13 protein-coding genes are annotated in these 14,090 nt (G+C 72.6%); 5 read left to right on the top strand and 8 right to left on the bottom strand.

The window, feature by feature from the left end; genetic code table 11:
• Positions 1 to 74 precede the first annotated feature (74 nt).
• Together ACIQFX_RS27235 and ACIQFX_RS27230 are read left to right on the top strand one after the other, a co-directional pair.
• Positions 75 to 614, top strand: coding sequence for a winged helix-turn-helix domain-containing protein (locus ACIQFX_RS27235; RefSeq protein WP_402468445.1), 540 nt, complete (start codon positions 75 to 77; stop codon positions 612 to 614).
• The gene (locus ACIQFX_RS27230; RefSeq protein WP_402468442.1) at positions 611 to 1,138 is read left to right on the top strand and encodes a transposase; all 528 of its coding nucleotides are present in this window, start codon (positions 611 to 613) and stop codon (positions 1,136 to 1,138) included. Before ACIQFX_RS27235 ends, ACIQFX_RS27230 begins: the two co-directional genes overlap by 4 nt.
• A 17-nt stretch (positions 1,139 to 1,155) precedes the next feature.
• On the opposite strand, the gene ACIQFX_RS27225 is transcribed toward ACIQFX_RS27230, so the two are convergent.
• The 4 genes from ACIQFX_RS27225 to ACIQFX_RS27210 form a co-directional block, all read right to left on the bottom strand.
• Positions 1,156 to 1,569: a hypothetical protein gene (locus tag ACIQFX_RS27225; protein ID WP_184931761.1), complete on the bottom strand. Its 414-nt coding sequence runs from the start codon at positions 1,567 to 1,569 to the stop codon at positions 1,156 to 1,158.
• Between the two features lie 701 nt (positions 1,570 to 2,270).
• Positions 2,271 to 3,821, bottom strand: coding sequence for an MFS transporter (locus ACIQFX_RS27220; RefSeq protein WP_402468439.1), 1,551 nt, complete (start codon positions 3,819 to 3,821; stop codon positions 2,271 to 2,273).
• A 91-nt stretch (positions 3,822 to 3,912) separates the two neighbouring features.
• Positions 3,913 to 4,326, bottom strand: coding sequence for a RidA family protein (locus ACIQFX_RS27215; protein ID WP_402468437.1), 414 nt, complete (start codon positions 4,324 to 4,326; stop codon positions 3,913 to 3,915).
• Positions 4,323 to 5,522 (bottom strand): acyl-CoA dehydrogenase family protein, encoded by a 1,200-nt coding sequence (locus ACIQFX_RS27210; protein ID WP_402468434.1) that lies wholly within the window; start codon positions 5,520 to 5,522, stop codon positions 4,323 to 4,325. Before ACIQFX_RS27210 ends, ACIQFX_RS27215 begins: the two co-directional genes overlap by 4 nt.
• Before the next feature lie 138 nt (positions 5,523 to 5,660).
• Between ACIQFX_RS27210 and ACIQFX_RS27205 the strand changes: the two genes are divergently transcribed.
• Together ACIQFX_RS27205 and ACIQFX_RS27200 are read left to right on the top strand one after the other, a co-directional pair.
• On the top strand, positions 5,661 to 7,283 hold the full coding sequence (locus tag ACIQFX_RS27205; protein ID WP_402468431.1) for an AMP-binding protein: 1,623 nt from the start codon (positions 5,661 to 5,663) through the stop codon (positions 7,281 to 7,283).
• A 174-nt stretch (positions 7,284 to 7,457) separates the two neighbouring features.
• Positions 7,458 to 8,276, top strand: coding sequence for a PaaX family transcriptional regulator C-terminal domain-containing protein (locus ACIQFX_RS27200; protein ID WP_402468428.1), 819 nt, complete (start codon positions 7,458 to 7,460; stop codon positions 8,274 to 8,276).
• Here ACIQFX_RS27200 and ACIQFX_RS27195 read toward each other — a convergent pair.
• From ACIQFX_RS27195 to ACIQFX_RS27185, 3 genes are all read right to left on the bottom strand, one after another.
• Positions 8,273 to 8,764 (bottom strand): DUF1772 domain-containing protein, encoded by a 492-nt coding sequence (locus tag ACIQFX_RS27195; RefSeq protein ID WP_402468426.1) that lies wholly within the window; start codon positions 8,762 to 8,764, stop codon positions 8,273 to 8,275. The genes ACIQFX_RS27200 and ACIQFX_RS27195 overlap by 4 nt on opposite strands.
• A 103-nt stretch (positions 8,765 to 8,867) precedes the next feature.
• On the bottom strand, positions 8,868 to 11,144 hold the full coding sequence (locus ACIQFX_RS27190) for a bifunctional salicylyl-CoA 5-hydroxylase/oxidoreductase (protein WP_402468423.1): 2,277 nt from the start codon (positions 11,142 to 11,144) through the stop codon (positions 8,868 to 8,870).
• Between the two features lie 2 nt (positions 11,145 to 11,146).
• Positions 11,147 to 11,974, bottom strand: coding sequence for an enoyl-CoA hydratase family protein (locus ACIQFX_RS27185; protein ID WP_402468420.1), 828 nt, complete (start codon positions 11,972 to 11,974; stop codon positions 11,147 to 11,149).
• 247 nt (positions 11,975 to 12,221) lie between these two features.
• On the opposite strand from ACIQFX_RS27185, the gene ACIQFX_RS27180 reads away from it, so the two are divergent.
• Positions 12,222 to 12,797, top strand: a complete 576-nt coding sequence (locus ACIQFX_RS27180; RefSeq protein ID WP_402468418.1) for an ATP-binding protein — start codon at positions 12,222 to 12,224, stop codon at positions 12,795 to 12,797.
• Positions 12,798 to 12,915: 118 nt separating this feature from the next.
• Here the strand turns inward: ACIQFX_RS27180 and argF are convergent, their stop codons facing one another.
• On the bottom strand, positions 12,916 to 13,929 hold the full coding sequence (gene argF / locus ACIQFX_RS27175) for an ornithine carbamoyltransferase (protein ID WP_402468415.1): 1,014 nt from the start codon (positions 13,927 to 13,929) through the stop codon (positions 12,916 to 12,918).
• Positions 13,930 to 14,090: the final 161 nt, after the last annotated feature.

The following is a 14,090-nucleotide window of genomic DNA, read 5'->3' as shown; positions in this document are numbered from 1 at the left end:
CTACTGAACTTGATTGGGTGATGTCGGGGATGTTTGCCTGACATCGGCCTGTCGGCTGAGGTAGCTGTGGGGCTGTGAGGTACGCGCAGGGCGGCGGGCTGACCGACGCCGAGAGAGCCGCGCGGGAGCGGATCCGGCTGCAGGCCGTGGAACGCTTCGAGGGCGCGGAGAAGAACCGGGAAATCGCTGCCGCGCTGCGAGTGAGCGAGCGGTCGGTGGAGCGGTGGCGCCGGGCTTGGCGCGAGCGAGGCGAGGCCGGGATCCTGTCGAAGGGATCGCCCGGACGTCCCAGGCTCAGCTCCGTTCAGATCGCGCGGCTGGAGCGGGAGTTGGAGCGTGGACCATTGCCCCACGGCTGGGCCGATCAGCGGTGGACGCTGGCGCGAGTCAAGACGCTGATCGGTCGACTGTTCCACGTTTCCTACACGGTGGAAGGCACGTGGCGGCTACTGAAGCGGCACGGCTGGTCATGGCAGCAGCCCACCCGCCGGGCGATCGAGCGCGACGATGCGGCGGTTGACCTGTGGAAGAAAGAGGTCTGGCCACGGGTAAGAGCTGTGCGGCGGCGTGCAACGGCTGGATCGTCTTCGAGGATGAAGCCGGCCAGTCGATGACGCCGCCGCGCTCTCGCACCTGGGGACGGATCGGCCGAACCCCGGTCGTCCGGGTTCGCGGCCGAGGCTCTGGACGGGTGTCGATGGCGGGTATGACCTGCTACAAGCCGGGCGAGCGGTCCCGGCTGATCTACGCCATCCGCGAGTACCGAGGGCGCAAGGGCGAGCCGAAGGGCTTCGGCTGGCGGGACCTCCGCGACCTCTTGGTGCGTGCCCGCATCCAGCTCGGCGGACCGATCGTGCTGGTCTGGGACAACGTCCGCCTCCACCTGACCGCCGGGATGCGGGAGTTCATCGCCGCGAATGCCGCCTGGCTCACCGTGTTCCAACTCCCCACCTACACGCCAGACCTGAACCCGCAGGAGGGCATTTGGTCGCTGGTCAAACGCGACATCGGCAACCTCGCCGCAGCCGACCTGGGCCAGATCACCAGGGCCGTGAAGCGCAGGCTCAAGCAGATCCAGTACCGCCCGGATCTCGTCGACAGCTGCCTTGCGGGCACCGGCCTCATCACGGACGACTGACCGGCGCTGCGGATTCGTCAGTCGCCGTAGTACCGGTCGTAGGAGGCGGAGCGCTCCTCCACTGAGAAGCCCTCGAATTCACCGTCTGCCTCGAGCTCGCGCAGTCGATCCAGAGCCGCTGCCGCAGCAGGTGCACAGTTGGCCGAGAGGTGGGCCTTCGTCGCGTCGAGCCCGTGCCCGAGTAGGAATTCGATGTCGATCGAGCACGCTGCGTCGAAGCTGGCTTGCTTCGCACTCCAGATCAGGAGCACGTCGTCGACGTCGCCGCTGTTGAACAGATAGAAGCAGCAGAGCCTCATCAGCTCGGTGTCGCCCTCGCCCTGGGAGCGTCGCTCACGCGCCGTGTGCTCCCGGAGGAGTGTACGGATCTCGTCGAGGTCCGCGTCGACGGGACGCAGCCCATAGCGGCGCCAGCATTCCTCGACATCCATCACTGGTCTCCCTGATCGTCCGGCCCGGCCTGGTGCCTATCGGCCCCACCCATCGCCGGTCGGTCGGACGACGGCCCTCTGCCGGTCACAGTATGCACACCGAGGGCCGGCCCATGTGGGTCGGCGGTCACCGGCGCAGGTGACCGATGGCGCACGCCACCCGACATCACCCAATCAAGTTGAGCAGCGTGGATATGCGGTATCCGGACCAAATCGTCTCGGTCGTGGACACGAGCACCATCCTGCGGGCCAGCTGGGCCCTGGGCGGCGCGCAGCGGGACAAGGGCTCACGCCCCCGGCCCGACTTCCTCATCGAGGCGTGGAAGCCCCGTGAGCCGTCGAAGGTCACGTTCATGGTCTGCCGGGGCAACCGCCGGAAGCCGTCCAAACGCTCCGGCCGCACCCATAGCACCACGATCCAGCAGCTGGTCAAGGGATCAGAGCCGCGTCTGTACTCACCGCTCACGTGTGGGACTCCTCTGGGACTTTCCTGGGACTTTCGACTGCATCAAGCAGTACGACAGCGAAAGAAGGGAAAGAACGTTTTCCCAGGTCAGCCGCCTCACGCCGCGAATCTGCGCAGCTCACAGACCTCGCTGGTCCTTTCCGGGACATCTGAGTCCATTTCGCGGAGGTGTCACCGCCCTCGCGAGCGCCGGCCCCCGCCGACCCGTGCACGGGTCGGCGGGGGCCGGCTGCGTTCAGACGCCCGGTGGGCCCATGCCGCCCTTGAGGCGGTCGATGTCGGACTGGCGGACTTGGATGACGAAGAGGGCGACGAGGGCGCCGACGACGGCGAAGACGGCGGCGGTGACGAAGCCGGCGGAGACGCCGGAGGTGAGGACCTGGTCGGCGTAGGGGGGCGGGAGTTGGCCGGTCTTGGCGAACTGGGCCTTTTCGAGGGGGCCGGCCTGGGAGAGGAAGGCGGGGACCTGGACGTCGGCCTCGTTGCGGCTGGCGGTGCCGAAGACGGTGACCAGGATGGAGAGGCCGAGCGAACCGCCCACCTGCTGCATGGCGTTGAGGAGGCCGGAGGCGGCGCCGGATTCCTGGGGTTCGACGTTGGAGAGGGCCATGATGGTCAGGGAGACGAACATGAGGCCCATGCCGAGGCCGAAGACGAGGATGGGGCCGAGGATGCTGCCCAGGTAGGTGGAGTTCACGTCGGTGAGCGTGAGCCAGGAGAGGCCGGCCGCGGCGAGGATGGAGCCGGTCACCATGAAGGGCTTGGGGCCGTACCGGGGCAGGAGGTTGGAGGTGAGGCCGGCGCCGACGCCGATGATGGCGCTGACCGGGAGGAAGGCCAGACCCGTCGCCAGGGGGCTGAAGCCCAGGACCTGTTGGACGAACAGGGTGAGGAAGAAGAACATGCCGAAGATGGCGGCCGCCAGGCACAGCATGATGACGTAGGTGCCCGAGCGGTTGCGGTCGGCGAACATGTGCAGCGGTGTGATGGGCTGCTGGGAGCGGCGCTCGATCAGGATGAAGGCGGCCAGGAGGACGACGGCGGCGACGAACGAGCCGATCGTGTAGGGGTCGCTCCAGCCCTCCTGGGCGGCCCTGATGAAGCCGTACACCAACGCCACCATGCCGAGCGTCGAGGTGAGCGCGCCGGCGAGGTCGAAGTGGCCGGGGTGGCGCTCGGACTCCTTGACGTGGCGGGGCGTGAGGATCGCGATGACCAGGGCGATCGGGACGTTGACGAAGAAGATCCAGCGCCAGTCGAGCCATTGGACGAGCATGCCTCCGGCGACCAGGCCGATGGCGCCGCCGCCGGCCGAGACGCCGGCGAAGACGCCGAAGGCCCGGTTGCGTTCCGGGCCTTCGTCGAACGTCGTGGTGATGAGGGAGAGCGAGGTCGGTGAGGCTATCGCGCCGCCGACGCCCTGGAGGGCCCGGGCCGCGAGGAGTTGCCATTCGCTCTGTGCCAGTCCGCAGAAGAGCGAGGCGAGTCCGAAGAGCAGCACACCGAAGATGAAGACGCGTCGCCGGCCCAGGATGTCGCCGGCGCGTCCGCCGAGGAGCAGCAGGCCGCCGAAGGTGAGGGTGTAGGCGTTGACGACCCAGGACAGGCTGGTCGTGGAGAAGTCCAGGGCGCTCTGGATGTGCGGGAGCGCGATGTTCACGATCGTGATGTCGAGGACCACCATCAGCTGGCAGGACGCGATCACGAACAGGGCGATGCCCTTGCCGTCACCGCCCTTGCTCGGGGTGGCGGTCTGCGCCGGTGTCGTCGGCTTTGGTGTACTCATTGGGCGCCTCGGGCCTCGCCTGGTGAGTGAGCCGTGGGCCGGTCAGTCCACCTTTCGACACTAAGCCCGGCCCGTACGGGTCACCAGTTGATCAAGCGTGGGCGGGCTCGTCCAGGACGGCGAAGCCGTCGAGTTCGACGCGGGCCTGCTCGTCCCAGAGGCGTACGACTCCGATGACCGCCATCGCGGGGTAGTCGCGGCCGGCCAACCTGCGCCAGACGCGGCCGAGTTCGTGGGCGTGGGCGCGGTAGTCGTCGACGTCGGTGGTGTAGATCGTGACGCGGGCGAGGTCGGCGGGGGTGCCGCCGGCGTGGCGCAGGGCGGTGAGGAGGTTGCCGAGGGCGGTGGCGAACTGCTCGGGGAGCGTCTCCCCCACGACCTTGCCCTCGGTGTCGAGGGCCGTCTGTCCGGCGAGGAAGACGAACCGGGTGCCGGTGGCGGTGACGGCGTGGGTGAAGCCGGCGGGCGGGGCGAGTTCGGCGGGGTTGTGCCGGTGCAGGCTCATGCGGACGTGACCTCCTCGGTACGGGGAGCGGCGGCGCGGCGCGGTGCGGCGCCGGGTGCCCCGTCCCCATGGTCCTCCCGGTGGGACGCGTACAGCTCCTTGGCGATGATCGTGCGCTGGACCTCGGTGGCGCCTTCGTAGATGCGGGGGGCGCGGACCTCGCGGTAGAGGTGTTCGAGGAGGTGGCCGCGCTGGAGGGCAGCGGCGCCGTGCAGTTGGACGGCGGAGTCGACGACGTACTGGGCGGTCTCGGTGGCGAGGAGCTTGGCCATGGCGGAGCGTCGGGGCACGTCGGGGTCGCCGGTGTCGTAGGCGGTGGCGGCGGCGTAGACGAGGAGGCGGGCGGCCTCGGTGCGCGTGGCCATGTCGGCGATGCGGTGCGAGACGGCCTGGAGGTCGGCGAGGACGCCGCCGAAGGCGGGGCGGGCGGCGGTGTGGGCGAGGGCGGCGTCGAGGGCGGCCTGGGCCATGCCGACGGCGAAGGCGCCGACGCTGGGCCGGAAGAGGTTGAGGGTGTTCATGGCGACCCGGAAGCCCTGGTCCGGTGCGCCGAGGAGGTCGTCGGGGCCGACGGGGACGCCGTCGAAGGTGAGGGTGCCGAGGGCGTGCGGGGCGAGCATGTCGAGGGGTTCGCCGCCGAGTCCTGGGCGGTCGGCGGGGACGAGGAAGGCGGTGACGCCCCGGGCGCCGGCGCCGGGGGTGGTGCGGGCGAAGACGGTGGCGAAGTCGGCCTCGGGGGCGTTGGAGATCCAGCGTTTCTCGCCGTGCAGGTGCCAGCCGCCGTGTCCGTCGGGTACGGCGTCGAGGGCGAGGGCGGCGGCATCGGAGCCGGCGCCGGGCTCGGAGAGGGCGAAGGCGGCGACGGCGCGTCCCGAGGTGGCCTCGGGGAGCCAGCGGGCGCGCTGGGCGGGGGTGCCGAAGGCGGCGACGGGGTGGCTGCCGAGGCCCTGGAGGGCGAGGGCGGTCTCGGCCTCGGTGCAGGTGCGGGCGAGGGATTCGCGCAGGAGGCAGAGTTCGAGGGCGCCCGCGTCGAAGAGGCGGGCGAGGAGGCCGAGGTCGCCGAGGGCGGCGACGAGGGGGCGGTTGACCCGGCCGGGTTCGCCCTTCTCGGCGAGGGGCTTCAGGCGTTCGGCGGCGAGGGTGCGGAGCTCCGCACACCAGGTGGTCTGTTCCGGATCGAGCGAGAATGCGGGCATGTGGGCCCTCTCTGACGCCCTCGGGCGCCTTCGTCCCTGTGCCGTACGGCTTCCTTGTCGCGGACCGTTGACTGTCGTCACCAACACGATACGCTCGTGTGGCGTTGAGCGACCCCACCACGACAGGGGGACGGACTCATGGAGCTGACACCCTCGGCCCACCTCGACACCTTCGCCCGGGACCGGCTGCCACCGCCGGACCGCTGGCCTCGCCTCCTCTTCGACCTCCCGGAGCTCGCGTACCCCGACCGGCTCAACTGCGGGGCCGAGCTCCTCGACCGCACGGTGGAGCGGTTCGGCGCGGACCGGCCCGCCTTCCACGACGGCGAGGGCGGCGTCTGGAGCTACGGGGAGCTGCGGGACCGGGTCGACCGGATCGCCCACGTCCTCACCTCCGACCTGCGGGTCAGGCCCGGCAACCGGGTCCTGCTGCGCGGCCCCACGACCCCCTGGCTGGCCGCCTGCTGGCTCGCCGTGATGAAGGCCGGCGGGGTCGCCGTCACCGTCCTGGCCCAGCAGCGGCCGCCCGAGCTGGCGGTGATGGCGGACGCGGCCGGCTGCACCCACGCGCTCTGCGACGCCCAGGTCCTCGACGGCCTCCTCCAGGCCGGGATCCCCGGCCTCCGCGTCACCCCGTTCGGCGGCGACGGCCCGGACGACCTGCTGGCCCTCGCGGCCCGCCGCCCCGGCCCGTACGAGGCGGTGGCCACGGCCGCCGACGACGTCGCCCTCATCGCGTTCACCTCCGGCACCACCGGGCGGCCCAAGGGCTGCGTCCACTTCCACCGGGACGTCCTCGCCGTCGCCGACACCTTCTCCGCGCACGTCCTGCGCCCGCGGCCCGACGACGTGTTCGCCGGCTCGCCGCCGCTCGCCTTCACCTTCGGCCTCGGCGGGCTCGTGGTCTTCCCGCTGCGCGCCGGGGCGAGCGCGGTCCTGCTCCCCCAGGCCGGTCCCAAGCAGCTGCTGGCCGCGATCGAGCGGAACCGCGTCTCGGTGCTGTTCACCGCCCCGACGGCCTACCGGGTGATGCTCGACGAGCTGACCGACGGCACCGCCCCGGACGTGGGCTCGCTGCGCCGCTGCGTCTCGGCGGGCGAGAACCTGCCGGAGGCGACGTGGCGGGCCTGGTACGGACGCACGGGCCTGCGCCTGATCAACGGCATCGGCGCGACCGAACTGCTGCACATCTTCATCGCCGCCGCCGACGGCGACATCCGCCCCGGCACCACCGGCCGCCCGGTGCCCGGCTGGCAGGCCAGGGTCGTGGACCGGGAGGGCCGGGGCGTCCCGGACGGCACGGAGGGGCTGCTGGCGGTGCGCGGCCCGGTGGGCTGCCGCTATCTGGCCGACGCGCGGCAGGCCGAGTACGTGCGGGACGGCTGGAACGTCACGGGGGACACGTACGTCCGCGAACCCGACGGCTACTTCCGCTACGTCTCGCGCGCCGACGACATGATCATCTCGGCCGGCTACAACATCGCGGGCCCGCAGGTCGAGGAGGTCCTCCTCGACCACCCGGACGTGGTGGAGACGGCGGTGGTGGGCCGCCCGGACGACCTGCGCGGCCAGGTCGTCGTGGCGTACACGGTGGTACGGGCCGGGGTGCCGCACGACTCGGTCACCGCGGCCGCCCTGCGGGCCTTCGTGCGCGCCCGCCTCGCCCCGTACAAGTCGCCCCGGGAGATCGTCTTCCTCGACGCGCTGCCCCGCACGGCGACGGGCAAGCTCCAGCGCTACCGGCTGCGCGAGAAGGCGTGAGGCCGGCGAGGGAGTGAAGCCCGCGGGAGGGGGGTGAGCCCGTGCGAGAGGGGCGAGGCCGTGCGAGGGGGTGTGAGGCCGTGCGAGAGGGTGTGAGCCGTGCAAGAGGGGTGTCGGGGGTGCCGGGCGCCGCGCGCCCGTACCGATCGGCGGGACACCCCCTAAAGTGATCACGTGGCCGAGCAGCACACTCCCCGTTCCCTGATCGTCTCCCTCTACGGCGCGTACGGCCGTGGGCCCGACGGCTCGCCGATGCCGGTGGCCGGGCTCATCCGGCTGCTCGCGGCGGTCGGGGTGGACGCGCCCTCGGTGCGTTCCTCGGTGTCGCGGCTGAAGCGGCGCGGCCTGCTGCTGCCGGGCCGGACGGCGGACGGGGCGGCGGGGTACGCCCTGTCGGAGGACGCCCGGCGGCTCCTGGACGACGGCGACCGCCGCATCTACGCCCGTACGGAGCCGAAGCTGTCCGAGGGCTGGGTCCTGGCCGTCTTCTCGGTGCCCGAGGCCGAGCGGCACAAGCGGCACCTGCTGCGCTCCCGGCTCGCCCGGCTGGGCTTCGGCTCGGCCGCGCCGGGCGTCTGGATCGCGCCGGCGCGGCTGTACGACGAGACCCGCAACACCCTGGAGCGGCTCGGACTCTCCCCGTACGTGGACCTGTTCCGCGGCGACCACCTCGGGTACGCGGCGACGGCGGAGGCGGCGGCCCGCTGGTGGGACCTGCCGGCCATCGCGGGCCTCCACGAGGAGTTCCTCGCCGTCCACGAGCCGGTGCTGCGGGACTGGCGGACGGAACCGGGCGGCGCCGAGGAGGCCTACCGGGCCTACCTCCTCGCCCTGGACTCCTGGCGCCGCCTGCCGTACGCCGACCCCGTCCTCCCGGCCGAGCTGCTGCCCGACGACTGGCCCGGCCGTCGTTCGGCCGAGGTCTTCGCCGCCCTGCACGAGCTGCTGCGCGACCGGGGCGCGGAGTTCGTCCGGCCGATCGTGGCTCCCTAGGACGGCTGGGGCCGGTTCCGTACGGCCAGGGCCTTGAGCAGGCAGGCGAAGCACGCCGTCGTCAGGACGAAGCGGACGATGTTCCAGGTCACCCAGGGGCCTTCGAAGGCGTCGCGGGCGGCGGTGGGGTCGTGGGCGGCGGCGAGGGCGTCGTTGAGGGGGACGTTCGCGGCGGAGGTGACGAGGAAGACGGCGACGGCGAGGACGAGGGCGGCGAGCGTCCAGGGGCGGGCGCGGCCGGCGCGGTGCTGCCAGGCGGCGACCGCGGCGAGGACCACGGCCCCGAAGAACGGGGTGAAGAACAGCGGGTTCTGGATGACGTCGTTGATGTTCCGCATCACCTCGACGTAGACCTCGTCGTCGCTCCGCGCCAGCGCCGGCATCACCGAGCAGACGTACGCGAACCACGCTCCCGCGAGGAGTCCGGTCGCCGCCGTCGCCGTGCCGAGGACCGTCCCGGCACCCTTCCCGCCCCTGTTTTCTGTCATGCCCTCATTCAAGAGGCCGGTGGGCGCCCGCGCCATGCTCTCGCGTCGCACCGGCATGCGCGGGCGTCCATGCGCGGGCGTCCAGGCGGTCCGGCCGCCGGCGCTACTCGCGGCGCCCCGTGGGGGGTCGGCGGCTGCCGGCTCGGTACGGGGCGGGCCAGGGGGCGGCCGGGCCCTCGTAGCCCTGCTCGGCGGCCGCGTGGAGGGTCCAGTGGGGGTCGTAGAGGTGGGGGCGGGCGAGGGCGCAGAGGTCGGCGCGGCCGGCCAGGAGGAGGGAGTTGACGTCGTCCCACGACGAGATGGCGCCGACGGCGATGACGGGGACGCCGACGGCGGCGCGGATGCGGTCGGCGTACGGGGTCTGGTACGAGCGGCCGTAGGCGGGGGCCTCGTCGGGGACGACCTGGCCCGTGGAGACGTCGATGGCGTCGGCGCCGTGGGCGGCGAAGGCGCGGGCGATCGTGACGGCGTCCTCGGCGGTGGTGCCGCCGTCGGCCCAGTCGGTGGCCGAGACGCGGACGGTCATGGGGCGGTCGTCGGGCCACACCTCCCGTACGGCGTCGAAGACTTCGAGCGGGAAGCGCAGCCGCGCCTCGATCGGTCCGCCGTAGGCGTCGGTGCGCCGGTTGGTGAGCGGGGAGAGGAAGCCGGAGAGCAGGTAGCCGTGGGCGCAGTGCAGTTCGAGCAGGTCGAAGTCGCAGCGGGCGGCGCGGCGGGCCGCCGCGGCGAACTCCTCGCGCACGGCGGTGAGTCCGGCGCGGTCGAGGGCGCGGGGGGTCTGGTTGACGCCGGGCCGGTACGGGAGCGGGGAGGCGGCGACGAGCGGCCAGTTGCCGTCGGGGAGCGGCTGGTCGATGCCCTCCCACATGCGGCGGGTGGAGCCCTTGCGGCCGGAGTGGCCGAGCTGGACGCCGATCGCCGTGCCGGGCGCCTGGGCGTGCGCGAAGGCGGTGATCCGCCGCCAGGCGTCGGCCTGCTCGTCGGTCCAGAGGCCTGAGCAGCCGGGGGTGATGCGGCCTTCGGGGCTCACGCACACCATCTCGGTCATGACGAGTCCGGCGCCGCCGAGGGCCCTGGCGCCCAGGTGGACGAGGTGGAAGTCGCCGGGGACGCCGTCCTCGGCGACGTACAGGTCCATGGGCGAGACGACGATCCGGTTGCGGAGGGTGAGTCCGCGCAGGCGGAAGGGGGTGAACATGGGTGGTGTGCCGGGTGGGCAGCCGAAGTCGCGTTCGACGGCGTCGGTGAAGGCGGGGTCGCGCAGCCGCAGGTTGTCGTGGGTGACGCGGCGGCTGCGGGTGAGCAGGTCGAAGGCGAAGCGGCGGGGCGGCCGGTCGACGTGGTCGGCGAGTTCCTCGAACCAGCGGAGGCTGGCGGCCGCCGCGCGCTGGGTGGACTCGACGACGGGGCGGCGGGCGGTCTCGTAGGCGTGCAGCGCCTCGGTGAGGTCGGGGTGTTCGCCGACGGCCGTGGCGAGGGCGAGGGCGTCCTCGACGGCCAGTTTGGTGCCGGATCCGATGGAGAAGTGCGCGGTGTGGGCGGCGTCGCCGATGAGCACGGTGTTGCCGTACGACCAGCGCTCGTTGACGACGGTGCGGAAGGCGGTCCAGGCGGAGTTGTTCGTGCGCAGTTCACGGCCGCCGAGCGCCTCGGCGAAGATCTTGGCGCAGCGGGCGGTGGACTCGGCCTCGTCGAGTTCGTCGAAGCCGGCGGCCCGCCAGACCTCCTCGCGCATCTCGACGATGACGGTGGAGGAGTCGGTCGAGTAGGGGTAGGCGTGGAGCTGCATCACGCCGTGCTCGGTCTCGGCGATCTCGAAGCGGAAGGCGTCGAAGGGGACGTCGGCGGCGAGCCAGACGTAGCGGCAGCGGTGGGTGGTGATCCGCGGCCGGAAGTGCGCGGCGTGCGCCTCACGGGTGCGGCTGTGGACGCCGTCGGCGGCGACGACCAGGTCGTGGGTCGCGGCGAGTTCGGCGGCGGGCGGCGCCTCGGTGCGGAACCGGAGCCGTACGCCGAGCTCGGCACAGCGGGCGTGCAGCAGCTCCAGGAGCCTGCGGCGGCCGAGGGCGGCGAAGCCGTGGCCGGTGGAGGTGGTGCGGTGGCCCCGGTGGACGACGTCGATGTCCTCCCAGCGGACCAGCTCCCGGCCCAGCGCCTCGTACACGGCCGGGTCCGCGTCCCTGATGCCGCCGAGGGTCTCGTCGGACAGGACGACGCCGAAGCCGAAGGTATCCGAGGGCTCGTTCCGCTCCCAGACGGTGACCTCGCGGGCCGGGTCGAGCCGCTTGAGGAGGGCGGCGGCGTAGAGCCCGCCGGGGCCGCCCCCGATGACGGCGATGCGGGCGGGGGTCGGGGCGGCGGTGCCGGGCGCGGGGCGCATGGCTAGCGGCCCTGCCATTTCGGGGGGCGCTTGGCGGTGAAGGCGGCGTGGAACTCGGCGTAGTCCTCGCCGTGCATGAGGAGGGCCTGGGTGGCCGCGTCCAGTTCGACGGAGGCGGCGAGCGGCATGTCGAGTTCGGCGGTGAGGAGTGCCTTGGTCTGGGCGAGGGCGAGCGCGGGGCCGTCGGCGAGGCGGCGGGCGAGGGCGGCGGCGCGCTCGTCGGCGCCGCCCTCCTCGGTCAGCTCGCTGAGCAGGCCGATGCGTTCGGCCTCGGCGGCGTGCACGGGTTCGCCGAGCATGAGGAGCCGGGTGGCGTGGCCGAGGCCGACGACCCGGGGCAGCAGGTAGGCCGCGCCCATGTCCCCGCCGGAGAGGCCGACCCGGGTGAAGAGGAAGGCGAAGCGGGTGGTCGGGTCGGCGATGCGGAAGTCGGCGGCGAGGGCGAGGACGGCGCCGGCGCCGGCGGCGACGCCGTGCAGGGCGGCGACGACCGGGAAGGGGCACTCGCGCAGCGCCCGTACGACCTGTCCGGTCATCCGGTTGAAGTCGAGGAGTCCGGCGGTGTCGAGGGAGAGGGTGGCGCCGATGATCTCGTCGACGTCGCCGCCCGAGCAGAAGCCGCGCCCCTCGCCGCCGAGGACGAGCGCGCGGACGGTCCGTTCGCGGGAGAGCTCGGCGAGGAGGTCGCGCAGGTCGGCGTAGGCCCCGAAGGTGAGGGCGTTGAGTTTGGCCGGGCGGGCGAGGGTGACGGTGGCGACGCCTCGGTCGATCTCCAGGCGCAGGTGCTGCCAGCGGGGCGTGCGGGGCGCGGAGCCGGTAAAGGGGCTCATACGGAACGGCCTCCTTCCTCCGTTCGGAGGGTATCACCGTACTGTGACTGTCGTCACGAGTGCGCGATAAAGGAGGTGCGGGCACCGCCCTCACAAGGTCCCGGGACGTCGTGACCGAAGTCCCCGACGGAGAGGGAGGGGTGCCCTGGGAAGCAGATTTTTCTCCTCGTAAGGTTGAAAACAGGATGTCCAGGGACATCTCCACCCCCACTCGGCCACTCGCCCTCTCGGTGAAGGGAGCCCGCCCATGCCCGAAGCCACCGGACCCGCCGATCCCGGCCCCTCAGCTCCCGGCCCCTCAGGCCTCGACCCTTCGGACTCCGGCCTTTCAGACCCCGGCCCCGCCTTCGCCGGACCGGTCCCGGCCGGGCCCGCCGTCTCCTGGCGCATCCGGCTGCCGCACACGACCGCCGCCGTGCCGATCGCCCGCGCCCTGATCCGCGCCGCGCTCGACGACCTCGACCTCGAACCCGGCGGCGCCGACCGCCCCGACAGCGACACGGCCGAGCTGCTCACCGCCGAGCTCGTCGCCAACGCCGTCGAGCACACCGCCGGGCGGGGCCCCATCGAACTGGTCGTGGAACTGCTCGCGGCGCCCGGCGGCTGCCAGATCGAGGTCCACGACCCCGAGCCCGTCCGGCCCGGTCGGCTCGGCTGCCCCGCCCCGGACACGGAGGTCGACCCCTGGCAGGAGCACGGCCGCGGCCTCCTCCTGATCCGGGCACTCAGCAGCGACTGCGGCCACCGGCCCACCGCCCAGGGCAAGGCGGTCTGGTTCACGCTCCCGGGGATACCGGCGCAGGGCCGGCCCCGGGAGCCGTAGGAGCGGGGCGGGGTGGGGCGGCCCGGCCTCCCTCTGGAGCGCGCGCCCAGGGATTGCCCCTGGACCGCGACGGGGCGGGCCGGGGACACCCCTAGGCCGCGGCGGGGCGGGGACGCCCCTAGGCCGCGGCGGGGCGGGCCATGGTCGCGACGAGGACCGCCTTGATCGTGTGCATGCGGTTCTCGGCCTCGTCGAAGACGACCGAGTGCGCCGACTCGAAGACCTCGTCGGAGACCTCGAGTTCGGTCAGGCCGTGACGGGCGTGGATGTCCCGGCCGACGGCGGTGCCCAGGTCGTGGAAGGCGGGCAGGCAGTGCAGGAACTTGACGTCCGGGTTCCCGGTGGCGCGCAGCACGTCCATGGTGACGGCGTACGGGGCGAGGGCGGCGATCCGCTCGTCCCAGACCTCCTTGGGCTCGCCCATGGAGACCCAGACGTCGGTGGCGACGAAGTCGGCGCCGCGGACACCCTCCGCCACGTCCTCGGTGAGGGTGATGGTGGCACCGCTGGTCTCGGCGAGCGCGCGGGCGGCGGCGACGATCTCCTCGGCCGGCCAGTACGCCTCGGGGGCGACGATGCGGACGTCCATGCCGAGCAGGGCGCCGGTGACCAGGTAGGAGTTGCCCATGTTGAAGCGGGCGTCGCCGAGGTAGGCGAAGGTGATCCCGTCCAGCGGCTTGTCCGTGTGCTCGGTCATGGTGAGCACGTCGGCGAGCATCTGGGTGGGGTGCCAGTCGTCGGTGAGGCCGTTGAAGACGGGGACGCCCGCGTAGGCCGCGAGCTCCTCGACGGCGACCTGGCTGTCGCCCCGGTACTCGATGCCGTCGAACATCCGGCCGAGGACCCGCGCGGTGTCCCTGACCGACTCCTTGTGGCCGATCTGCGAGCCCGAGGGGTCCAGGTAGGTGGTGGAGGCGCCCTGGTCGGCGGCGGCGACCTCGAAGGCGCAGCGGGTGCGCGTCGAGGTCTTCTCGAAGATCAGCGCGATGTTCCTGCCGCGCAGCCGCTGGACCTCGGTGCCCGCCTTCTTCGCGGCCTTGAGCTCGGCGGAGAGCGCGATCAGGGCGCGGAACTCCTCGGCGGTGAAGTCCAGCTCCTTGAGGAAGTGGCGGCCGATGAGGTCTGTGGCCATGGGACGCGCTCCTGGGGTACGGGTCGGGGGTCGACGAAGGGACGACGGACGGGGACCCTGGAAGTCTATACGAGCTTCGACATTTCTATACAGCCCCCTCCTTGGGCCCCTCCATGGACCCCTCCGCCGGTTCCTCCGCGGGTTCCTCCCGGGCCCGCCCT

This window comes from Streptomyces sp. NPDC093089 (genome assembly GCF_044754405.1).
Classification (GTDB): domain Bacteria; phylum Actinomycetota; class Actinomycetes; order Streptomycetales; family Streptomycetaceae; genus Streptomyces.
The sequence above is the reverse complement of the archived record's forward strand: the minus strand, read 5'-3'. Positions and strand labels throughout refer to the sequence as shown.

Bases quoted from the DNA above. Each gene is read 5' to 3' on its own strand.
- ACIQFX_RS27230 (WP_402468442.1), top strand. From the start codon at position 611: ATGACGCCGCCGCGCTCTCGCACCTGGGGACGGATCGGCCGAACCCCG.
- ACIQFX_RS27225 (WP_184931761.1), bottom strand. From the start codon at position 1,569: ATGGATGTCGAGGAATGCTGGCGCCGCTATGGGCTGCGTCCCGTCGAC.
- ACIQFX_RS27220 (WP_402468439.1), bottom strand. From the start codon at position 3,821: ATGAGTACACCAAAGCCGACGACACCGGCGCAGACCGCCACCCCGAGC.
- ACIQFX_RS27215 (WP_402468437.1), bottom strand. From the start codon at position 4,326: ATGAGCCTGCACCGGCACAACCCCGCCGAACTCGCCCCGCCCGCCGGC.
- ACIQFX_RS27210 (WP_402468434.1), bottom strand. From the start codon at position 5,522: ATGCCCGCATTCTCGCTCGATCCGGAACAGACCACCTGGTGTGCGGAG.
- ACIQFX_RS27205 (WP_402468431.1), top strand. From the start codon at position 5,661: ATGGAGCTGACACCCTCGGCCCACCTCGACACCTTCGCCCGGGACCGG.
- ACIQFX_RS27195 (WP_402468426.1), bottom strand. From the start codon at position 8,764: ATGACAGAAAACAGGGGCGGGAAGGGTGCCGGGACGGTCCTCGGCACG.
- ACIQFX_RS27190 (WP_402468423.1), bottom strand. From the start codon at position 11,144: ATGCGCCCCGCGCCCGGCACCGCCGCCCCGACCCCCGCCCGCATCGCC.
- ACIQFX_RS27185 (WP_402468420.1), bottom strand. From the start codon at position 11,974: ATGAGCCCCTTTACCGGCTCCGCGCCCCGCACGCCCCGCTGGCAGCAC.
- ACIQFX_RS27180 (WP_402468418.1), top strand. From the start codon at position 12,222: ATGCCCGAAGCCACCGGACCCGCCGATCCCGGCCCCTCAGCTCCCGGC.
- argF (WP_402468415.1), bottom strand. From the start codon at position 13,929: ATGGCCACAGACCTCATCGGCCGCCACTTCCTCAAGGAGCTGGACTTC.